This window comes from Polyangiaceae bacterium (assembly GCA_020633235.1).
Classification (GTDB): Bacteria; Myxococcota_A; Polyangia; order Polyangiales; family Polyangiaceae; genus JACKEA01.
Map to the genome: position 1 here is coordinate 1,254,125 of JACKEA010000002.1, position 19,482 is coordinate 1,273,606.

Annotated in this window: 20 protein-coding genes; 10 read left to right on the plus strand and 10 right to left on the minus strand. The window is 67.6% G+C overall.

Features of this window, described 5'->3' with window-relative positions; genetic code table 11:
* Positions 1–687, minus strand: coding sequence for a TetR/AcrR family transcriptional regulator (locus H6717_16095; GenBank protein MCB9578548.1), 687 nt, complete (start codon positions 685–687; stop codon positions 1–3).
* A 180-nt stretch (positions 688–867) separates the two neighbouring features.
* Here H6717_16095 and H6717_16100 point away from each other — a divergent pair, with 180 nt between their 5' ends.
* Both H6717_16100 and H6717_16105 read left to right on the plus strand, forming a co-directional pair.
* Positions 868–1,116, plus strand: a complete 249-nt coding sequence (locus H6717_16100; GenBank protein MCB9578549.1) for a hypothetical protein — start codon at positions 868–870, stop codon at positions 1,114–1,116.
* On the plus strand, positions 1,097–1,723 hold the full coding sequence (locus H6717_16105; GenBank protein MCB9578550.1) for a hypothetical protein: 627 nt from the start codon (positions 1,097–1,099) through the stop codon (positions 1,721–1,723). The genes H6717_16100 and H6717_16105 overlap by 20 nt, the downstream gene beginning before the upstream one ends.
* 1 nt (position 1,724) lies before the next feature.
* Here the strand turns inward: H6717_16105 and H6717_16110 are convergent, their stop codons facing one another.
* Positions 1,725–2,579: a hypothetical protein gene (locus H6717_16110; GenBank protein MCB9578551.1), complete on the minus strand. Its 855-nt coding sequence runs from the start codon at positions 2,577–2,579 to the stop codon at positions 1,725–1,727.
* A 185-nt stretch (positions 2,580–2,764) separates the two neighbouring features.
* Positions 2,765–3,946 carry a radical SAM protein gene (locus H6717_16115; GenBank protein MCB9578552.1) on the minus strand — a complete coding sequence of 394 codons (1,182 nt, stop codon included), beginning with the start codon at positions 3,944–3,946 and terminating at the stop codon, positions 2,765–2,767.
* Positions 3,947–4,037: 91 nt separating this feature from the next.
* On the opposite strand from H6717_16115, the gene H6717_16120 reads away from it, so the two are divergent.
* Positions 4,038–4,673, plus strand: coding sequence for a hypothetical protein (locus H6717_16120; GenBank protein ID MCB9578553.1), 636 nt, complete (start codon positions 4,038–4,040; stop codon positions 4,671–4,673).
* Here the strand turns inward: H6717_16120 and mutH are convergent.
* Positions 4,660–5,340, minus strand: coding sequence for a DNA mismatch repair endonuclease MutH (gene mutH, locus H6717_16125; protein ID MCB9578554.1), 681 nt, complete (start codon positions 5,338–5,340; stop codon positions 4,660–4,662). The genes H6717_16120 and mutH overlap by 14 nt on opposite strands.
* Before the next feature lie 58 nt (positions 5,341–5,398).
* Here mutH and H6717_16130 point away from each other — a divergent pair, with 58 nt between their 5' ends.
* Both H6717_16130 and H6717_16135 read left to right on the plus strand, forming a co-directional pair.
* On the plus strand, positions 5,399–6,934 hold the full coding sequence (locus tag H6717_16130) for a L,D-transpeptidase (protein MCB9578555.1): 1,536 nt from the start codon (positions 5,399–5,401) through the stop codon (positions 6,932–6,934).
* 45 nt (positions 6,935–6,979) lie between these two features.
* The gene (locus tag H6717_16135) at positions 6,980–8,842 is read left to right on the plus strand and encodes a hypothetical protein (protein ID MCB9578556.1); all 1,863 of its coding nucleotides are present in this window, start codon (positions 6,980–6,982) and stop codon (positions 8,840–8,842) included.
* Here H6717_16135 and H6717_16140 read toward each other — a convergent pair.
* The 3 genes from H6717_16140 to H6717_16150 all read right to left on the minus strand — a co-directional run bounded on the left by H6717_16140 (position 8,823) and on the right by H6717_16150 (position 10,785).
* Positions 8,823–9,233 (minus strand): VOC family protein, encoded by a 411-nt coding sequence (locus H6717_16140; protein ID MCB9578557.1) that lies wholly within the window; start codon positions 9,231–9,233, stop codon positions 8,823–8,825. The two genes, H6717_16135 and H6717_16140, sit on opposite strands and share 20 nt — an antisense overlap.
* 439 nt (positions 9,234–9,672) lie before the next feature.
* Positions 9,673–10,065 carry a CBS domain-containing protein gene (locus H6717_16145; protein MCB9578558.1) on the minus strand — a complete coding sequence of 131 codons (393 nt, stop codon included), beginning with the start codon at positions 10,063–10,065 and terminating at the stop codon, positions 9,673–9,675.
* 45 nt (positions 10,066–10,110) lie between these two features.
* Positions 10,111–10,785 carry a nitroreductase family protein gene (locus H6717_16150; GenBank protein MCB9578559.1) on the minus strand — a complete coding sequence of 225 codons (675 nt, stop codon included), beginning with the start codon at positions 10,783–10,785 and terminating at the stop codon, positions 10,111–10,113.
* A 92-nt stretch (positions 10,786–10,877) separates the two neighbouring features.
* On the opposite strand from H6717_16150, the gene nhaA reads away from it, so the two are divergent.
* Genes nhaA through H6717_16165 form a run of 3 tightly spaced genes read left to right on the plus strand, consistent with a single transcriptional unit; the run spans position 10,878 to position 15,546 of the window.
* Positions 10,878–12,302, plus strand: a complete 1,425-nt coding sequence (gene nhaA, locus H6717_16155) for a Na+/H+ antiporter NhaA (protein MCB9578560.1) — start codon at positions 10,878–10,880, stop codon at positions 12,300–12,302.
* Positions 12,303–12,317: 15 nt separating this feature from the next.
* The gene (locus tag H6717_16160) at positions 12,318–13,316 is read left to right on the plus strand and encodes a VIT1/CCC1 transporter family protein (protein ID MCB9578561.1); all 999 of its coding nucleotides are present in this window, start codon (positions 12,318–12,320) and stop codon (positions 13,314–13,316) included.
* A gap of 34 nt (positions 13,317–13,350) precedes the next feature.
* Positions 13,351–15,546: a beta-propeller domain-containing protein gene (locus H6717_16165; GenBank protein ID MCB9578562.1), complete on the plus strand. Its 2,196-nt coding sequence runs from the start codon at positions 13,351–13,353 to the stop codon at positions 15,544–15,546.
* On the opposite strand, the gene H6717_16170 is transcribed toward H6717_16165, so the two are convergent.
* On the minus strand, positions 15,533–16,324 hold the full coding sequence (locus tag H6717_16170) for an extensin family protein (GenBank protein ID MCB9578563.1): 792 nt from the start codon (positions 16,322–16,324) through the stop codon (positions 15,533–15,535). The two genes, H6717_16165 and H6717_16170, sit on opposite strands and share 14 nt — an antisense overlap.
* A gap of 95 nt (positions 16,325–16,419) precedes the next feature.
* Here H6717_16170 and H6717_16175 point away from each other — a divergent pair, with 95 nt between their 5' ends.
* Positions 16,420–17,328, plus strand: coding sequence for a hypothetical protein (locus H6717_16175; protein MCB9578564.1), 909 nt, complete (start codon positions 16,420–16,422; stop codon positions 17,326–17,328).
* On the opposite strand, the gene H6717_16180 is transcribed toward H6717_16175, so the two are convergent.
* Together H6717_16180 and H6717_16185 are read right to left on the minus strand one after the other, a co-directional pair.
* Positions 17,315–17,506: a hypothetical protein gene (locus H6717_16180; GenBank protein MCB9578565.1), complete on the minus strand. Its 192-nt coding sequence runs from the start codon at positions 17,504–17,506 to the stop codon at positions 17,315–17,317. The genes H6717_16175 and H6717_16180 overlap by 14 nt on opposite strands.
* A gap of 11 nt (positions 17,507–17,517) precedes the next feature.
* The gene (locus tag H6717_16185) at positions 17,518–18,204 is read right to left on the minus strand and encodes an HD domain-containing protein (protein MCB9578566.1); all 687 of its coding nucleotides are present in this window, start codon (positions 18,202–18,204) and stop codon (positions 17,518–17,520) included.
* A 118-nt stretch (positions 18,205–18,322) separates the two neighbouring features.
* On the opposite strand from H6717_16185, the gene H6717_16190 reads away from it, so the two are divergent.
* Positions 18,323–19,480 (plus strand): VWA domain-containing protein, encoded by a 1,158-nt coding sequence (locus H6717_16190; GenBank protein ID MCB9578567.1) that lies wholly within the window; start codon positions 18,323–18,325, stop codon positions 19,478–19,480.
* Positions 19,481–19,482 lie beyond the last annotated feature (2 nt).

Below are 19,482 nucleotides of genomic sequence, written 5' to 3' on the forward strand. Positions count from 1 at the left end.
TCAGTCTTTCGTCGCTTCCCCGAACAGCCCCCTCGACACTTCATCCCCCGAGACCACGCTGCTTCGAGCCTGGCCTGTGAACATCGCCGCCTTGGCCATGCGCAAGAGCTCCCGCTCCAGACGCTTCTGCGGAGCGCCGCGCTCGGAGCTCGCCGGCATCAGCGGGCTGAAGCTCTCCGACAGCGTCACCCCGCACACGAACAGCACGATGGCCTGGAACAGGTACGCCTCGGGATCCAGCTCCGGCCACAGGTCGCCGCGCCCCTGCCCGCTCTCGAGATAGCGCGACAAGTTCACGACCACCGGCTTCACGTGCTTCTTCAGGCGCTCGCGCATGTCGTCCGGTCGATCGAGGGCCTCGCGAATCAGTAGCCGCCCGCGATCCGGATCCTCCGAAAAGAAGGAGACGATCTCCGCCGTCACCGCGTCGAACTGTCCCTCCCCCGCGGTGGCCGCGAGCAGCACCTTGGGCAGCGTGTCGTTCCAGCGCGCGAGCACGTCGTCGAGCACCGCCTGACGCAGCGCTTCCTTGCTCGCGAAGTGATAAAGCAAGCTCGGCTTCTTGATGCCGACGGCGTCCGCGATCTCTTGCAGCGCGGTGCCGTCGTAGCCCTGAGCCGCAAACAGCCGTGTGGCCGCGCTTACGATCTCGCGACGCATGTCGCTCTTGGGCTCGATGGCTTGCATGGGTACCTACCGGACGTTCGGCGTTTACCTACCACTTGGTAGGCTGGTTCGCAAAGGGGTGTGGCAGCGGCGGACCAACACCCAAGAAATCATTGGGTATTTCTATCTCTGGGGGAACCCTCGAAGGAAGGGAGCCTCGCGTTCGAGTGCCCCTCGCGAGCGGGAGTTATGCTGCGAGGCATGGACGAGCGCGCGAACATCCGGAAGCTGAGGCGCGGCCAGCAGGCGGCCGCGGCGCGCAAGCTCGAGCTGGCGCGTGCCGAAGGCCCACGGCCGGAGCAGGCCGTCGCCGAGGCGCTCGACGCGCTCGACGCGCTCGCGGAGATGGATCTTTGGCCAGGTCCACGCGACGAGGTCAGCGAACGCGCGGTCCAAGAGGTGCGCCGCCGCTGGGCGCGCATCCAGAGGCATGCCCGCGCGGCGCGCTAACGCGCGGGGGCGCATCGAGGACGCCCTGTCGGCGCTCGTCGGCGCACTGCACGCGTCGGCTGCTCCGTGGATGGTGATTGGCGGGATTGCGGTCATCGCCCGCGGTGTTCGCCGGTTGACGACGGACATCGACGCCGTCGTCCGCGGTGACGCTGTCGAGATGCGCGCCCTACTCGCGCTCTTGGCGCACCACGGAATCGTCTCGCGTATCGAGGACCCGCTGCGCTTTGCCGAACGGAACCTCGTGCGTCACACGCCGAGCGGCGTCGACCTGGATATCTCGCTCGCGTGGTCCGGGTTCGAGAAGGAAGCGTTGGACGCCCGTACAGAAGCGAAATTCGGACGTACCCAGGCGCCCATGGCAACACCGGAGGCGCTGGTCGTGTTCAAGGCCATCGCGGCACGACCGAAGGATCTGGACGACATTCATGCGCTGCTGGCGCTGCATCCAGACATTGACGTCGCGCGAGTGCGTGCCCACGTGCAGCAGCTCGCCGAGCTCGCTGGCGACGACGAGATCGAAAAGGGCTTCGAAACCGCGGTCGCCAAGGCACGCGCGATCCCGCGCCGGAGCGCCAAGGCGCGACCGAAGAAGCCGCGGCAATGACTCAGGCGAGCAGGAACCAGGCGACGAGTGCCACCATTGCCACCAAGAGCGCCAGGTTCACGAGCGACAGCGCGACGATGGCGGGGCCCACGCCGTGCCTCACGTAGAACTCGGCGACGCGCTTCATGAGCCACGGATCACCGCGGCGCAGCGGGCGCTTGCCGTCCCGCGCCGCGAGCTCCTTCACCGTCGCTAGATGCTCGGCGTAGTCCTTCTCCAGGTTGCCGCTGCCGCGCAAGGTCACCTTGTTGCCGCCAGTGCGGGCGCGACCCGACACCATCCCCGGCGGCCAGGTGCTCACTGCGGTGGCGTCCTCGAAGTACGTGCTGAGAAAGACCTTCCTGAGAGCGCGGTTGCCTTCCAGACACACGTAGCCGTCGGGACCGATCCACTGCTCCGCACTGGTGATTCCCGGAAACACGCCTTCCCGTAGAATTGCCACCGGGCGAAAGCCGAGGGCCTTGGCGGCGGTGAGGATGGCCGGCGAGAAGGCGTCACCGTGGGCGGCGTCTTCCTTCAGGTGGCAGACGTAGAGCCAAGAATACACGCGCCGCCACCACAAGACGGGCGAAGCGTTCGTCTCCAGGAACTTGCGCGTCGCGGACGCCTCCGCCGAGCGATCCGGCTCCTGCGCGGCAGGCGGCGGTACGCTCGAACGCGCGGCGCTCGGCGGCGGGCGGATGTCCTCGGCCTCGACGACCGCGGGCGCTTGCTCGCTCGGAGCGTCGGCGTCCGGCGGCTCGGCCGTGGCCGCTTGTGCCACCGCTGGCTCGTCGGTCGCGTCCACCCTCGGCGGCTCTGCCTCTGCGGCTTCCGGTGGCTCGTCGGTCGCTTCCTTCGCGGCGTCCTCCGCCATGGCGCACCACGATACACGACCGGGGCGCGCGGAGCGACTCGGCCGTCGCCGCTGGATCTGCCACTATTGGTTCGGGCTGAAGGAAATCTTGAAGCGGTTCGACCAGCTCGAGACGCGATGAGCGGATTGAGGCGCTGGCCAAGCGCGCTGACGCACTCGAAGCGAAGTTGGGCTGTTAGCGGGTCTCAGCCCTTTCCGGCTTCGTCGCGTTCCAGCTGAATGCCCAAGCGGTCGGCGCGGCGCCCTTCGGCCTCGCGGCGCGCGGCGTAGCGCTTGATGCTCTGCTCCGTGACCAGCCCCACGGCCGGCGCACCCTCCACCTGAGGCGGATGCTCCGGACGCGGCTCGTGCTCCCCCGCCAGCGTCTCGCGACAGCGCGCGTCGAAGTCCGCCTTCCATTCGGACACAGACTTGAACTCCATGCTCGGGTCCGTCGGATCCCGCAGCACCTTGTCGACGATGGCGTCCCGCGACACGAACACCGGCGAGAGCTCCGCCGGATCGAAGGCGTCTCCGCGATCGAAGAGCCCACCGCAGATGGTGCGCAGCGAGCACTGATTGCACGCCTCGGAGTAGATGTGCTCCCAGTTCGTCTGCCGCACCGTCTGCTTCTGGTCGAGGAAGTGCACGATGCGCTCCTCGCCCTTGATGATCTTCCGCGTCTCCGTGCTGGCCCAGGAAAACTCCGTCATGTAGCAGAGCGGCACGCGCTCCACGCGGAAGCTGCGCCCGGAGCGGTACAGCAACGTGAGGGCGCGGTGGAGCGACGCCTCGAAGTCCGTGAGGCGCATGATGAATTCCGCCTGGTTCACCTCCGCCCGACCCATGGATGGGTCCAGGTTGTTCCACACGAAGTGACGAATGTACGGGTGATGGGTGAGGTAGTGCTGGATGTTCTCGTCCAGGTGATCCGCGTTCAGTCGATTGATCACGCAGTTCACGTTGACGTCGATGCCATGGCAATGGGCCGCGTCCATGGCGCCAAAGGCGCTCTCGAGCGTGCCCTCCATCCCGCGCAGCTGGGCCTCCACCTCCGGGCGCACGGAGTACACGCTCACGTGCACCAGCTCGAGACCCGCGTCCGCCATGGTCTTGGCGAAGGCGTCGTCCGCCATGCGCGAACCGTTGGTGATCATCCGCACGTGGAGCCCCTGCTCCCGCGCGTACTCCGTGATGCGCGGCAGCTCCGGATGCAGCGAGGGCTCCCCCCCCGTCAAGATGACGCCGAAGTACTCGCGGCGAACGAAGTCATCCACCAGCACCTTCATGGATTCGAAGGTGTGGACGTACGGCGTGCTGGGGTTGGAGCAGAACCCGCAGAAGTGATTGCAGTGCCGGACGACCTGGATATACCCGATGTTCGCCAACGTTCGAACCTTACCCCGAATCCGGAGCAGCGTTGGAAATCTCCCCTGCGCTTTTGCTATCGTGACGCGGCAAACCGCGGACGGAGGCTCCATGTTCAGCACTCGCATCAGCATTCCCACGCTCGCCCTCGCCCTCGCCCTCACCGCGTGTGACGAGCCGCCGAAGGAAACCGACAAGCCCGCCACGGCTCAAAAGCCGCCACCGCCGGCGCCCACGCCCACGCCCAAGCCCAAGCCGCCGGAAGCCAAGAAGCCGTCCTGGGATTGCCCCAAGGATTCGGAGGGCAAGGGCACCTTCGACGACCCGTGCGTGGCGAAGGGCACGTCGCGCATGATGGAGGTGACCTGGAACGGCAAGATCGCCGAGAAGGGTCCGACCTTCCGCGTGATCAACAATTCCGAGCTCGAGATCATGTACGGACGCATCGTCGTCTACTTCTACGACAAGAAGGGCAAGCAGCTCGAGGTCACGGTGGACGACAAGAAGCAGAAGAGCCTCACCTGCGGCGGGGACATCTTCGCCGGGCCGATGAAGGCCGGGGAGAAGGCGTTCTTGAACTTCTCGTGCATCCCGAAAGACGTGGTGCCGGAGGACGCCGCGGCCATCGAAGGCGAGCTCGAGATCGTCGGCTTCACCGGCAAGGAGAGCAAGAAGGCCGACACCTACTGGAAGAACGAAGACCTGGTGCCCAAGGACCGCCCCAAGGGCGGCATCAAGAAGAAGTAGGCAGCCGGTAGTGCTTCTCGAGGATGCGGGCGGTGAAGGTCGCGCGTAGGTAGAACCCGCGCGGCAGCGCCGCGAAGGGCGCGCCGTCCGCATCGAAACCCCGGCGGCGGGAGCGGCTGTTGGCCGCCTTGGGGCGCACTTGCATCACTTGCCCCATCTGCCCGGTGATGCTCTCCACGTCCCCGCGGCCGATGAGCCCCGACAGCTCGTCCCAATCGAAGCGCAGGGCGGCTTCTTCGTCCGCGTCCGGGCTCCACAAGAGCGGTTCCCCCAAGTGGCGCTCTGCGGGAGGGATGCTGCGCTCTCCTTCCACCGGGACCCACAGCACGCGCGACAATTTTCGTCGCACCCAGGAGTGCTCCCACTCCACGTCGCCCACCTCGCCCAGGTCGATGGTGCACACGAAGGTCGACTCCGCGGGACGCCCCCGACGGTCCACCGGCAGGGTCTTGAGCTCCACGCCGATCTCCGCGAAGTCCGGCTGTGCCCGAGACCCGGCCGTCGCGCCCAGCGCCGCCTCCACCACTTGCCCCACGAAGCCCTTGGCCCGCCGGAGATCTGGCGGCGCGCTCAGCCCCAGTCGGGTCGAGAGCTCGCCCAGGGTCACGCCGGCCAGGGCCCGGGCTCGGGACAAAAGCTCGGCTTCGCTCTGGGGCGGGCTCGCCATGGGCTGAATATGGACGAACATTGCACGGCTTTCTCCCCTGGTTTAGGAGGAAGGGACCGTGCGGGTCGCAGTTTCAGGTGTGATCGTCCTCGCCGTCGCCGCTCTTCCGGCGTGCGCCAGCAAGGAGAACACCGCGCCGAAGCCGGCGCCCAGCGCCGAAGCGCCGGTCACCGAAACCAGCGCCGCCCCGGTGGCCAGCGTGGCTCCCGCGGCTCCCGACAAACCCAAGGACGACGGCCCGCGGCTGTACGTGAAGAGCCGCTTCGCCTGGGTACACCCACAGCCTGGCTCCGAGGGCTGGATCGGCTATCTGTGGTCCGGCGCCTCGGTGAAGCTCAAGCAGGCCGAGCCGGTGGTGGGCCCGGGCTGCAGCAAGTGGGTGGCCATCGAGCCCCGCGGCTACGTGTGCGCCGACGGTGAGCGTGCCACCTTGGATCCCAAGGACCCCGCGTACCAGGTGCTCGCCAAGTACGCTCCACGCCTCGACACCGCGTGGCCCCATGACTACGGCGAGTCCCGCGGTCTCATCCGCTACAAGACGATCCCCACGCCGGAGGAGCAGCGCCGCCGCGAGTGGGATCTCGTCGACCACATGAAAGAGGTGCAGGCGGCCCTCGAAGGCAAGCCTCGGGATGCGTCCCTCGAGGGCGTGGATCTCACACCGGCCCCGAGCACGCCCATCGAGCTCGGCGAGCTTCCGGGCACCGCCCGCGAGCCCCGCAATCGCCTGCTGCCCACCTCCACCGTGGCGTGGATCGCTCAGACTCACGCCGAAGGTCGCGACTGGCTGCTCTCGGCAGACATGATGTGGGCGCCGAAAGATCGCGTGATGGTCTACCCCAAGGTCACCTTCCACGGGGTGGAGCTCGGAAAGGGCGTGCAGCTGCCCTTGGCGTTCTTCCGCGGGGAAGACCGCGACAAATTCGAGCGCAAGGCCGACGGCAGCTTCGTGCCCGCGGGCGACAAGTTCCTGCGCCTGAGCTACGTGCAGCTCACCGGCAAGAGCGAAGACAAAGACGGCGAAACCTACCTGGAGACCCGCGACGGCGGCCGCTGGGTGAAGAAGAAAGAAGCCGTCGTGCCGGAGCCGTCGAGCACCACGCCCTGGGGCGCTCCCGTGGGAGGAGCCGACACCAAGGACGCCCCCGCCGGCCGTCGCACCTGGATCGAGGCGAGCGTGTGGAAGGGCTGGCTGGTCGCCTTCGAAGGCACGAAGCCCGTGTACGCCACCATGATCTCCCCCGGTCGCGGCGGCACCCCCGTGCGCGGCAAGACACCCCTGGAAACCGCCTCCACGCCCACCGGCAGCTTCAAGATCACCGGCAAGTTCGCCACCGCGACCATGGTCGCCCCCCACGAGTACATCCACTCCGACGTACCCTGGACGCAGAACTTCAGCGGCCCCCACGCGCTGCACGGCGCCTACTGGCACGACAACTGGGGCAACCGCATGAGCGCCGGCTGCGTGAACGTCTCTCCCATCGACGGCAAGTGGCTGTTCGAGTTCACCGAGCCGGAGCTACCCCCGGGCTGGCACGGCGTGCGCTGGCGCCCCAGCGAAGAGCCGGCCACCACGTTCATCGTCCACGACTGACATTTGTTTTTGTTTGTCGGGGCGGCGCGGCTACGACTCGCCGCCATGGCGGCGAAGAAACCGAATTGGTCGAAGCTCGAGACGACTTTGGGCACGGCCGAAGACGTCCCGGAGCTGCTCGCGGCGCTCTCGTCCTCGTCGAAACAGAAACGGCGGGCCGCGCTCTCGGAGCTTTCGCTCTTGCTCGTCGAAGACGGCGATCGCAGCGAAGCCGCGGTCTTCGTGATCCCGGAGCTTGCGGCGCGCCTCGGTCGGTCGAACAGCGAGGATCGTCTGGCGCTCTTGGAGCTTCTGTCCTGGCTCGCCGCGTCGGAGCCCGGCGCCGCCTGCGCGGCGCATCTCGTGCCGGTGCACGACGGTGACGGCTGGCATCGCGTCGGAGAAACGAACACCCTCGCCTACCTCGCGGTGGAGGCCCACTCGAAGGAAGTCGCGGCGGCGCTCTCGGATCGCGATCCCGCGGTGCGCGGCGCGGCGCTGGGCGTCTTGTGCCTCGCGCCCCCGAAGTCCGCCGCCCTCCTGCTCCCCGCCCTCGAAGATACGGTTCCCGCCCTCGCCGCCCTCGCGGCGTTGGCGCTGGTGAAGCAGGCCCGGTACTGGGGTGTGGCGCTGGACGACCGCGCCCTTGTCGGAAAGCCGAAAGGCGCCGCCGCGCTGCTGCTGGCGAGCGCGCGACTACTCCACGAAGACGGCGCAGCAGCGTGGTCGACCTTGATGGGTCAGCTCGAAAAGCTGAAGAAGCTCGCGGCGCCGGAGAAGGACACGCGTATGCTCCCCCAGGCGCTCCGAGGCAGCGGCCTGGTCGCGTTCTGCTTCGCCATCCTGGCGCGCTCTGCCGCCGCGGACCACGCCCGCTTGGCCCGACTCCTCGCGCGTGCTCCCCAGGCGGTGGACGAAGACACGCTGGTGCTGCTCGCCGAAGCGCTGTTCTCGCGGGAGGACGTCACCCTGCGAGGCGCGCGACCCGAGCGGTTGAGCGAGTCCCAACGCGCGTTCGTCGCTCTGCTGGCCAACACGGATCCTTTCACCTCTACGCCCCACGAAGCGGTCATCGCACGCGGCGTGCCCATCAGTCCGTTGGATGGCATGACGTCATCCTTCGCCAGAGCTGCCGAGAGCTACCTCGGGAAGTCTCCCGCCGACGCCTATCGCAAGGCCCTCCCGGGCGTGGTGCGCGGCAAGCAGGTGCGTTGGCCGCTGTACGTGTGGGCGCACGGCGTGGTGCGCAGCGAGGTGCCCGAGAGCGCCTTCGTCGCGGCCGTGGCGGGGCTGTCGACCAAGGCGCTCTTGTCCCTGGCGGAAGCGCTCAGCTTCCCTCCGCGGGATCTGGTCGGCCCCGGCTTCGATCAACGTATCCTTCACCACGCCCTCACCAAGGCCACCGCCAAGGACAAGAGCGTCGCGGCCGCGGCGCGGAAACGCGCCGACGCCGAGCGACCCGAAGGCGCCACGGGCCTGTGGCTCTGGTGCCAAGCCGTGAACCCCAAGAAGCCCTCGGAAGAAGAGCTGACGGAGCTCGAGGACCGAGTCTGCGTGCTGCTCTACCCCGGCGCCGACGCACTGGTGCGAGAAGTCTTGGCATCCCTCCCCGCGCCTGCCGCTGCGCGCGTGGTGGAGAGCCTGGATCTCGACGACCTGTCGAGCTGCGACCCCGTGGATCTGCTGAGCCGCTGGGAGGTCCTCGAGCTGTCAGCGGATCCCAAGGCCGCCGCGAGCGAGGCCGTGTCGGCCATCCGCGACTTCGACGACCCACCCCGTCATCCCACGCACACCGCCCGCGCGGGGCGCGCGCTCTCCGCGCTGATGCCTCACTCGCGAACGGTGGTGGCAAAGGCGCTGAAAGCGCGCACGACCGCGCCGTGGGATCCGTTCCTGCGATCCTGGCTCGCTACGACTTCGCGCAGTTGAACATCCAGCTCACGCCGAGCTCGTCCACCACCACGCCGAACAGCGCGCCCCAGGGCGCGTCGAACAAGGGCTGGATCGTCTTGCCGCTCTTGGCCAGCACCTCGAAGCTCTCGTGGGCCTGCGCCGGATCGTCGAGGTTCAGAGCGATGCTCACGACACCGCCGGGTGAAGGCGTCTCGCCATCGCCGTCGCTCAACATGAGCGTGGCGCCGCCCAGAGTCAGCTCGGCGTGCATCACGCGCTGTTTCTGTGCCTCCGGGCAGCTTCCATTCACGTCGCCGAAGCGCTGAAGGCTCTTCACCTCGGCGCGGAAGGCGGCCTGGTACAGGGCAATCGCCCGCTCGGACTGGCCGCCCACGATCAGATAGGGAGTCGCTTTGGAGATGGTCATCGCTTTCCTTTGGTTGGAGTCAAGCGTCAGACCGCCGGCGGCGGACGAACTCATCGGTGCGCGACGAGAAAGTCAGCCCGCGCCACAACCGCTTGCAATCACTACCCTACTCCCGGGCGCAAGGGCTGCGACGTGCCCTTTCGATGGCAGCAGCACGCGGCTGGCACCGCGCTCCCGTGCCGGGAGCGCGATCCTCGGACTTCACGCTACGGACAGGCAGGAAGTGAAGCGTCACTCACGTCGCGTTCACCCCCGCCACCGTATAGAGCTCGTCAACGTCGAGTCTGCAAACGTGTAGTGGCGGCGAGGTGCGCTGCTCGTCATGACCTCGCTCATCCTATAGCATTCGCCGCCGACGCCGGCCCGCGCGAGCTGTTTCCGCGCCGAACCAACAGCCTCGGGGGAAGAAGTCCGGCTCGGTCCGGTTTTGAGACCCGCTCTAAGCGCCGAGCTTTTGCGCGAACAACCGGCACACGTCCGTGGCGGTGAGGATGCCGACCAGCTCGCCGCCGCGGGTGACCACCGCGCTGGAAATGCGACGCTCACCCATCTCGGCCACGGTGCGGCCCAGGGGCGCGTCGGCATCGACCACGAAGGCAGGCATGTGACACACCTCGCGCACGCGCGTCGCCGGGGGTTCCCCGCTGGCAAGGGCCGCGGCCACCTGGATGTCGCGATCCGTGATCACGCCCACCACGGCACCTTCGGAGGTGACCGGAAGATGGTGACAGTCGTGCTCGTCCATCATTACCTGGGCGGTGACCACGTCCTCGTTGACGTCGATCGAATGAGGAAACGCCGTCATCGCCGAGCCCACTCGAGTCGCGCTCATGCCTCGCTCCTACCACGCGGGCGGCCTTGGTCGTAGCGACGATCGTCACACGAAGAGGGCGACCTCGCTCAGCTGCTTGCGCCGGAGATCCGGCACCTTCGCGTCCGCGGCTGGGTAACCCACGGGAAACAAGATGAAGGGCTTCTCGTTCGCCGGCCGGCCCAGGATTTCGGACAAGAAGCCCATGGGGCTCGGGGTGTGGGTCAGCGTGGCGAGCCCCATGCGGTGCAGTGCCGCGATGAACAGTCCGCAGGCGATGCCGACGCTCTCCTTCACGTAGTAGTTCTTGCGGCGGGCGCCGTCCGGAAGCTGGCCGAAGGTCTCCTCGAACACCACCACGAGCCACGGCACGGTCTCGAGATACGGCTTGTGCCAATCGGTGCCCAGAGGAGCCAACGCCTCGCGCCACTCCGGCGGCATGCGGCCGCCTTCGTAGGAGATCCGCTCCTCTTCCTCGGCGGCGATGCGAATGCGGCGCTTGGTGTTGGCATCACTGATTGCCACGAAACGCCAAGGCTGGCGGTGCGCGCCGCTGGGCGCGGTGGAGGCCGCCTGGATCGCCAGCTCGATGGCCGCCCGCGGCACGGGCTCCTCGGAGAAGAAGCGGCAGCTCCGCCGCTGGTTCATTTCTGCGAAGAACGCTTGGCCCCGCGTCAGCATCTCCTCGGGCTCGAGCCGTTCGGTTCGGTACGGGATGAACGGGTGCTCGTCGCTCGCCATGGGGGCAGGTTATGCCCTGATCCGCCGTCAAAGCGAGGCCATCTCGGAGATCCGTTCAAGGGTTTCGGGTAGCGACCGGTCTTTCCATCCAAATGGCGATCGGCGAGCTCATCTCCTTCCGGCCCAGCGGGCCGCCCAGCGTTCCCCCGGACACCTGGGCCTCGGCGCACCGCATGGCGCGCCGCGTGGGCCGCCCCCTGAGCCACTTCCTCCACGTGGAAGCGGCCAGCGGCGTGGTGCTGCTCTTGGCGGCCGCCGGCGCGCTGGTGTGGGCCAACGGCCCCTGGCACCAGAGCTACGAGCACGTGTGGCACACGCCCATCGGCTTTCAGCTCGGCTCGCTGTCGTTCGCCCACCCGCTGCATTTCTGGATCAACGACGTCCTCATGGTGCTCTTCTTCTTCGTCGCCGGCATGGAGATCCGGCGCGAAATCCACGAGGGAGAGCTGAGCGAGGTGCGTCGCGCGGCCCTGCCCGTGATCGCGGCGCTGGGCGGCATGATCGCTCCGGCGATCATCTACGCCGGGTTCGCCCACGGCACGCCGGTGAGCCGCGGCTGGGGCACGCCGATGGCCACCGACATCGCCTTCGCCGTGGGCATCTTCGCGTTGCTCGGCAAGCGCGTGGCACCCGGGCTCAGAGTGCTGCTCTTGGCTCTGGCGATCGTGGACGACATCGGCGCCATCGTGGTGATCGCCGTGTTCTTCCCGACGGGCTTCCAAGCGCTGAGCCTGGCGGTCGCGGTGGGCGGCATCGGGCTGATCGTGGCCATGCGACGCCTCGGCGTGCGGCGTGCCTTGGCCTACGTGCCTCCGGCGATCGTGGTCTGGTACGGCGTGTACAAGAGTGGCGTCCACCCGACGGTAGCGGGGGTGGTGGTCGGCCTGCTCACGCCGGTTCGGCCTTGGTATGGCGCGCGTGGTTTCTCTTCGGTAGCACGACGCGCGATCGAGGACTTCACGCGCCGAGAGCGCGAGCACGCGCCAGCGACGGATCTCGTCATTCCCCTCTCGCGCATCGAGACCGCGCAGCGCGAGGCGCTGGCGCCGGTCACGCGCCTCACCACACTTTTGCATCCCTGGGTGGCCTTCGGGATCATGCCGCTGTTCGCCTTGGCGAACGCCGGCGTGAACCTCCACGGCGTGGATTTCGGCTATCCCTCGGCCAACGTCGTCGCCCTGGGCGTGTTCTTGGGACTGCTCCTGGGCAAGCCCATCGGCGTGCTGGGAGCCTGTTGGCTCGGCACCAAGCTCGGCGTCGCAGCGCTGCCCCGTGGCGTGGACTTGAAAGGCATTTTCGTCGTGGGCTTGGCGGCCGGAATCGGCTTCACCATGGCGATCTTCATCTCCGGCTTGGCCTTCGGCGACGCGGGGCATCTGGGTGTGGCAAAGCTCGCCATCCTGGCGGGGTCCTTCGTCTCGGGGGTGGCGGCGCTGCTGATGGGCCGGCGTCTTTTGTCTCCGGCCGGTGCGGAGCACGTGAGCGTCGACGACGCCGAACAGTCGGACGAATACTGAGTAGACTGCCCGGGCATGGACCGGGCGCTCGAAGGCTACGCGTCGGAGAAGGAATCCAGCTTCTTGTACGGCGTGCTGGCCGAGGTGGAACGCGGCACGCCACGGGAAGAGCTGTTCCGCAAGCTGGCCGACGCGGCCGAAGAGCAAGCGGAGGTGTGGGCGACGCACCTGTCACGGATTCCAGAGGTCTCGCCGAGCCTACGCGCTCGCCTGGTCGCGCGGCTGGTTCGACGCTTCGGCGTGCCGGCGCTGCGCCCGGCGCTGGCGGCCATGAAGGTGCGCGGTCTTTCGGCCTACGACCACGGCCACGAGAAGCCCTCGGAGGTAGTGGGCAGCGAGAAGCGCCATGCCATGGTGGGCGGGGGCAACCTGCGAGCAGCCGTGTTCGGCGTGAACGACGGCCTGGTCTCGAACACCGCGTTGATCCTGGGGGTGGCGGGAGCCAATGCCGGCAACCACGTCATCCTGCTGTCCGGAGTGGCGGGGCTTCTGGCCGGCGCCTTCAGCATGGCGGCCGGAGAGTACGTGTCGGTGCGCTCGCAGCGCGAGCTGTACGAGTACCAGATCGGTCTCGAGCGCGAAGAGCTCGCGGAGTACCCGGAAGAGGAAGCCGAGGAGCTGGCCCTCATCTACGCCGCCCGCGGCTTACCGAAGGACGACGCTCGGGAGCTCGCCCAGCGCATCACGGCAGATCCCGCGCGCGCTCTCGACACCTTGGCTAGAGAAGAGCTCGGGCTGGATCCGAGCTCCCTCGGATCGCCGCTCGGTGCGGCGCAGTCGTCCTTCGCGGCGTTCGCCATCGGCGCCGCCTTGCCCCTGATGCCGTTCGCGCTCGCCTCGGGATGGGTGGCCCTGGGCGCCGCGGTCGCGCTGGCGGCGCTGGCGTTGTTCTCCGTGGGCGCAGCGCTGAGCCTGTTCACGGGAAGGAGCGCGCTGTACGGCGGCGCGCGGATGCTCGCCATCGGAAGCGCGGCGGGAGCCGCCACCTTCGCCATCGGCCGCCTGCTCGGATGAGGAACCTTTTCGGCTCGGTGTGGTCAGAGGGGGGGTGAATGCGCGAGCCCTCGGTCTTATCGCCCTCTCCGTGCTGGTGAGCTGCGCTCCCGGCGCGCCCCCTCGCATCAGCTCCACGGAAAAGCCGGCCGGCCCGGCAAAGCCTCAGGAAAAGCAGGTGAATCCCCCGACGCCCAAGCCGGTGGCGGAGCGCCCACCGCCGCCCAAGGTCAGCGCGCCGATGCTCGGAGAGCCATCGGTGGCCACGCTGTCCGAGGCGCGGCTGGTGGAGTCCAGCTGCGAGGACGTGAAGATCATCGAGAAGAAGCGAACGGACGCGCTGGTGGCCAAGATGAAGCAGGACGTGGACGCGTCCTTCCAGCGCTGGAGCAAGCAGCAACCGGGTTGCTGGGAGCAGTACCGCTACGAAGCAAAGATGCGGGCCCAGTGGGGACAGGTGGGCTCCGCCATCGGCTACGGCAGCCTCGGGCTCAGTGGTGTGGGCTCCGGGGGCGGCGGGTTCGGGCGCCTCCACGGATCCCACAAGGTCGTGAGCGCTCGGTCCGTGTCACGCACGAACAACCAGGTCTCCGGCGTGGACGAAGCCGACATCGTCAAGACCGACGGGCGCTGGGTGTACTTCGCCATGAACGGCGCGCTGCGCATCGTGGAAGCGATGAAGCCGCGCGTCGTGTCCGTCACACGCCTTCGCGGACACACCCGGGAGCTGTTCGTCGACGGCGATCGTGCGGTGGTCTTTTCGTCCAGTGCGGCCCCCGCCCGGCGCTGCACCTATGGCTACGATTGCCAGTTCGCGGGCGACGGCAGCGCCACCGAGATTTCCGTATTCGACATATCCAGTCGCGCCAAGCCGAAGCTCCTGCGTAGCATCGAGCTATCCGGCTCCCTGATCGCCGCGCGCAAGATTGGCCACACGGTCCACACCGTCGTCGCCGACGGCGACACTCCGCGCGCCAGCTATTCCACCTGGCCATCCGGGCTCGCTACCTGCGGCACGCAGGAGAAGTACGTGCGCGCCAAGTTCGCGGCGCTGAAACGCGAAAACGAGAAGCGCATTCGCGCCCGGCACTTCGGGTTGCCGACCCTGAAGGAGTCCGGCAACGAGCAGAAGCTCTGCCGCGGGCTCCTGCGCACGGCGTTCAGCGACGGCGAGGCGTTCACCACGCTGGTGTCCTTCGACGTCACCAAGAGCGATACGCCGACCACGGCGACGATTCAGAGCCGCCCGGGCGCGGTGTTCGCTTCCACGGACGCGCTCTACTTTTCCGTGGGCCACCGCCGCACGGACCGCTGGTACTCCTTCTACGACGCCGAGAACGAGGTCAGCGAGATCCACAAGTTTCGCATCGGCGGCGCGCCGGAGGACACGCGCTACGTGGGCTCCGGCGTGGTTCCCGGTCACGTGCTCAATCAGTTCTCCATGGACGAGTGGTACGGCTACCTGCGCATCGCCACCACCAAGGGCCACGTACCGGATCCCAAGGCCGAGAGCGTGGTGTCCGTTCTGGCCGAAGCCGAGGGCGGCAACCTGGCACGCGTCGGCGCGATCCCCAAGATCGCCCCCGGTGAGGACATCCGCGCCGTGCGTTTCGATGGCGACCGCGCCTACGTCGTCACCTTCAAGAAGACGGACCCGCTGTTCGTGATGGACCTGTACGACCCCGCGCGCCCCAAGATCCTAGGAGAGCTGAAGATCCCGGGGTTTTCCACCTATCTACACCGCATCGATCCGGAGCACCTGTTGTCCATCGGCTTCGACGCCGAAGACCACGACAGCTTCGCCTACTTCGACGGCGTGATCCTGCAGCTGTTCGACGTGAAGAACCCGACCGAGCCCAAGCTCCTACACAAGGAGAAGATCGGAACCCGCGGCTCGAGCTCGGAAGCCATCACCAACCACCTGGCGTTCAACTACCTCGCCGACAAGGGCCTGCTCGCGGTGCCCATGACCATCTGCGAGGGCGGCGGAGACGGGATGAACGGCAACGAGCTCACCTTCGGCGGCCTGTTGGTCTACGACGTGAGCGTTGCCAAGGGCTTCAAGCGGCTCGGCGGCATCGATCACGGAACCCAGGGGGCGGACTGCAGCACCTGGTGGTCCAACGCCACATCACAGGTCAAGCGCAGCCTGTTCCTGGACGACCTGGTGTACTCCATCGCGAACGATCGCGTGAAGGTTCAGCGCATGGGCCACTTCGGAGAAGACGTCGCCGACATCAGATTGAATTGAGATCCGGCTCTTCCCCTGTGCGCGCGATGGCCAGATGGATGTGGTCGTGATGGTCCGCGTTGTAGTCGGGGGTCAAGAGCTCCTTGAAGCGCCCGGTGCGCTTCAGCTCGCAGGCCACGCGATTGAGCACGGGGGCGTCCACGGCGCAGCCGTCCGAGAGCCCTCGGGAAAAGTCCTTCTTCACCTCGACCCAGCCGCTCGCCACCTTCATTGCGTGCACGTCGATGGCGAGACCATTGGCATGCAGGCTGAGCTTGCCCACGCGGCTCTGGCGGTACACGTAGGCGCCGGAGAAGCGCAGCGCCGTGACCCCCAGGTGCGTCAGGATGGGCGCGACCTCGGCCAATGCCACCGCGAAGCGACAGTCGAGCTCGAGGGGCAAGCCGGCTCCGGCGACGAAATGCAGTCCGCCGATGTCACTCTTCACCACCACGGGGGTGCTCACTCCTCGCAAGTGGTCCACGCTCTCGTAGGCGACCCCGAGCTCCGTGAGTCGAGCGAGGCACTGCGCTCCCGCCGGTGGAAGCGTGGCGGGAGCCAGCTTGGGCAGCGGCAACGTGACGCGCGCCTGGGACCGTGGTGCGGGCAGCTCCGCCGGGGGCTTGTCGGGACCTCGGGCAACGGTCCACGTGTCGCTCGGCGGCCTGCCCGTCGACGTGGTCGGCGGCCACGCATACCCCGGAGCGGCCACCAGCATTCGCGGGGCCCCCGGCGGCACGGCTTCTCGGGCGCAGCCCAGAGCCAAGATCGAAAGCACCATCCACGCTGCTCGGGCCATGGTGGCGTTGTCCCACGCGCTGGCGTTTCGACCCAAAAAACCGGGGGAAATCCCCCAAAACCCCTGCTCGGATGGACCGCTGTTACCATCCACGGGTGCGACTTCGCGTGATCCACCTCGGTCGACGCCGAGAGCGCTTTCGCTCCGGAGCTCCCGGGTTCATGACCTGGACCGTCGCCCTCGGTCTGATGCTCACGCCGATAGTGGGTTGGGTAGCGGAGAACATGGTCGACGAGAAGTCCGCCCAGGCCGCCCTCGCCCACGAAGCGGACGAGAGAGCCCGCGACGAGATGCTCGAGCAAGGCTGGCTTCCGCTGGATGTCGGTCCGGCGCGGAAACGACTCTCGGCGACGCGCGGCGTGGAGCTGCTCTCGGCCCAGCGCGACTTCGCGCTGCCGCTGGCGAACGGCACGGTCGCCGGGAAACCCGCGGCCCGCGCGGATCTGGAACGCGCGTCGCTGCTGCTCGTCACGGAGCTCGAGCGCTATCCCCGGACGTTCCTGGGCAAAAGTCGCTTCTCCCGCGTGCTGCTGTGCACTGGGCTCACGGAAGGCGGCGCCGTGATCCCATCGCTACCGAACTTCCACCGCACGCTGCTCCTGGACGTGAGCGCCCCCACGCCCTTTCTGCGACGTCTCGTGCACCACGAGGTCTTCCACTTCGCGGACTACGCGGACGACGATCAGGTCAGTCGCGATCCGGCCTGGGAAAAGCTCAACGATCACTGGTTCGTGTACGGCTCCGGGGGGCGCTTCGCCCGGGACGGCAAGACGGCCGTGTTCGGCAGCGGCGGGCCCGGCTTCGTGACCGGCTACGCTCGCTCCGCCCTGGAAGAGGACAAGGCCGAGGTGTTCGCCTTTGCCATGGCGGAGCCCGCTCGCCTGGCGAAACTGACGGCAAGAGATGCGATCGTGAGGAAGAAGCTCGCCAGCGTCCGAAGCCAGCTGCACGGGCTGGACACCGAGCTCGACGACGCCTTTTGGCAAAGCGTCAGTCGGCAGTGAGCTGACGCACGCGATCGACGACGCGCGCCAGCGTCGTCGCACAGGGCTCGCAGTTACTGCCGCAGCAACGCCGCCAGAAGTCGTCCTTGCGACCGAGCAACGTGCGGATGGTCCCACGGTAGACGGGATCCAGCTGGTTCTCCGTCATCGCCTGCGACAAGGCTTCGTCCAGGTCCATCGAGATGGACCCTACTCCAACCTGCGAGCAGCAGCCATCGGAACGCCGAGCTCACTCTCGAGCGCCGTCAGAAACGTGCGCAGGAATGCAGCACGATGCTCGGCTTCCCGGCGACCCTCGACAGTGCACAAGGTGCTCGGCAAGCGGAGCAGCTTGGTGAAGAAATGATCCACGGAGAAAGCCCGGTCATCGAGCTCCCGGCGCTCTGCCCAGGGATCGTTTGCGTGGAAGTAGCGCGCCTTCATGCGCGAGCCGGTGCTGATACAACGCATCAATCCCAGGGCCCCTAGCGCCTCGAGACGATCGGCGTCCTGCAGCCCACGGCCGAGGGGCGTCTCGGGGACTGCGCCGCGGCTGTAGGAGTGATCGCGTATCGCAACGGCGATGTCATCGATGGCCGCGGCGTCGAAGCCGAGGGCCGGCAACAGCTCGCGTGCGAGATCGGCGGCGTGGGCGCTGGCCTTCGCTCGCTCCGGCGAGCTCTTCTCCACCGGCACGCCGTCGTGCAACAGCGCCGCGGCGATCGCCCGAACGGGCGCAACCTCGGGCGCGAGACGCAGCGTCCAGGCGGCCACGCGCAGGGCGTGGGACAGGTCGTGCGCGGGGTCGTCCCCCAGTCGATGGGCCATCTCGTGCCGCAGCTGCTCGAGCGCCCGGTGCTGGGCGATCACTCGTTCGACCTCTGCGATGTCTGCCATGTTTTCGTGCCTTTCACTCTCGGGTCGGCCGAACGGCCAGTGCGATCTTTGCCTGCTGAAGGCAGGTCGGGGACACTAACATCTAGGTGCGTTCGTCTTTCAGCTGCCGAGGTGAGCCATGAGCAAGCGGTTGGTCGGTGTGGGCGTAGCTTTCTCCGTGTCGCTGCTGGCAGCGGTCAGCTGCGGCGGTAGCGACTCGGGCAGTACGGTCGATGGTACCGGCGGGAAAGGCAACGGGGGCACCGGCGGAAACGGCGGTTCCATCAATTTGGATGGCAGCGCCGCGAACGGCGGCAGCGGAGGCACCATCGATCCGGATGCGGCCTGCGCCGTCGAGAAGGACGAAGCCACGCTGACGCCGGTGAACATGCTGGTCATGTTCGACCGCTCCGGGTCCATGAACCAGAGCGGCAAATGGACCGCCGCCAGCGGCGCCCTGGTCGCGTTCTTCAAGGATCCCGGCACCGCCGGGCTGCGCGTGGCGTTGCGATTCTTCCCGCACGATCAGCCCGCCAGCGGTTGCACCAACCAGCAGTGCTCCGTCTCGGCGTGCGCCCAGCCGCTGGTCCCCATCGGTGCGCTGACGGCGGACCCGGCCCCGACGGACGCTCAGGAGCAGAAGCTCGTGAGCGCCGTCCAGAACCAATCCCCCGGCAACGGCGGCGGAACTCCCATGTACGCGGCCCTCGGCGGCGCGGAGTCTTGGGCAACCAGCTACGCTCAAGCGCATCCCGCCGAGAAGGTCGTCGTGGTGTTGGTGACGGACGGCGCGCCGAACGGCTGCGACGAGAACATCAACCACATCGCCTCCCTCGCTTCCGACGCGCTGGCCAGCGACGAGGTCTACACCTACGCCGTCGGGTTGGAGGGCTCCAACGAGTCGGACATGGACGCGATCGCCCAGGCGGGTGGCACCACCAAGGGCTTCTTCATCGGCAACGGCAACGCCCAGGCGGACCTCTTGGCCGCCCTCAAGGCGATCCAGGGCAGCCAGGTTTCCTGTGAGTTCGTGCTTCCGAAGAGCAGTCAATCCGGCACGCCGATCGACCCGGCCAAGGTGAACGTCAATTTCACGAGCGGCGGAACCAGCGAAACCTTCAGCCAGGTCGGTAGCGCCGCAGAGTGCGGAGCCGCCGGCGGTTGGTACTACGATAGCGCCACCAATCCGACGAAGATCACGCTGTGCCCCAGCACCTGCACCACGGTGCAGAGCGACAAGAACGCGAAGATCGAGATCCTGCTCGGCTGCGCCACTCAGATAACGCCACCGACCTGAAG

What these genes read in the sequence shown, in the direction of transcription:
- H6717_16105 (MCB9578550.1), top strand. Translation starts at nt 1,097, where the DNA reads ATGCCCGCGCGGCGCGCTAACGCGCGGGGGCGCATCGAGGACGCCCTG.
- H6717_16190 (MCB9578567.1), top strand. Translation starts at nt 18,323, where the DNA reads ATGAGCAAGCGGTTGGTCGGTGTGGGCGTAGCTTTCTCCGTGTCGCTG.
- H6717_16180 (MCB9578565.1), bottom strand. Translation starts at nt 17,506, where the DNA reads ATGGACCTGGACGAAGCCTTGTCGCAGGCGATGACGGAGAACCAGCTG.
- H6717_16185 (MCB9578566.1), bottom strand. Translation starts at nt 18,204, where the DNA reads ATGGCAGACATCGCAGAGGTCGAACGAGTGATCGCCCAGCACCGGGCG.
- H6717_16095 (MCB9578548.1), bottom strand. Translation starts at nt 687, where the DNA reads ATGCAAGCCATCGAGCCCAAGAGCGACATGCGTCGCGAGATCGTAAGC.
- mutH (MCB9578554.1), bottom strand. Translation starts at nt 5,340, where the DNA reads ATGGCGAGCCCGCCCCAGAGCGAAGCCGAGCTTTTGTCCCGAGCCCGG.
- H6717_16135 (MCB9578556.1), top strand. Translation starts at nt 6,980, where the DNA reads ATGGCGGCGAAGAAACCGAATTGGTCGAAGCTCGAGACGACTTTGGGC.
- H6717_16110 (MCB9578551.1), bottom strand. Translation starts at nt 2,579, where the DNA reads ATGGCGGAGGACGCCGCGAAGGAAGCGACCGACGAGCCACCGGAAGCC.
- H6717_16145 (MCB9578558.1), bottom strand. Translation starts at nt 10,065, where the DNA reads ATGAGCGCGACTCGAGTGGGCTCGGCGATGACGGCGTTTCCTCATTCG.
- H6717_16150 (MCB9578559.1), bottom strand. Translation starts at nt 10,785, where the DNA reads ATGGCGAGCGACGAGCACCCGTTCATCCCGTACCGAACCGAACGGCTC.
- nhaA (MCB9578560.1), top strand. Translation starts at nt 10,878, where the DNA reads ATGGCGATCGGCGAGCTCATCTCCTTCCGGCCCAGCGGGCCGCCCAGC.
- H6717_16160 (MCB9578561.1), top strand. Translation starts at nt 12,318, where the DNA reads ATGGACCGGGCGCTCGAAGGCTACGCGTCGGAGAAGGAATCCAGCTTC.
- H6717_16170 (MCB9578563.1), bottom strand. Translation starts at nt 16,324, where the DNA reads ATGGCCCGAGCAGCGTGGATGGTGCTTTCGATCTTGGCTCTGGGCTGC.
- H6717_16140 (MCB9578557.1), bottom strand. Translation starts at nt 9,233, where the DNA reads ATGACCATCTCCAAAGCGACTCCCTATCTGATCGTGGGCGGCCAGTCC.
- H6717_16120 (MCB9578553.1), top strand. Translation starts at nt 4,038, where the DNA reads ATGTTCAGCACTCGCATCAGCATTCCCACGCTCGCCCTCGCCCTCGCC.
- H6717_16100 (MCB9578549.1), top strand. Translation starts at nt 868, where the DNA reads ATGGACGAGCGCGCGAACATCCGGAAGCTGAGGCGCGGCCAGCAGGCG.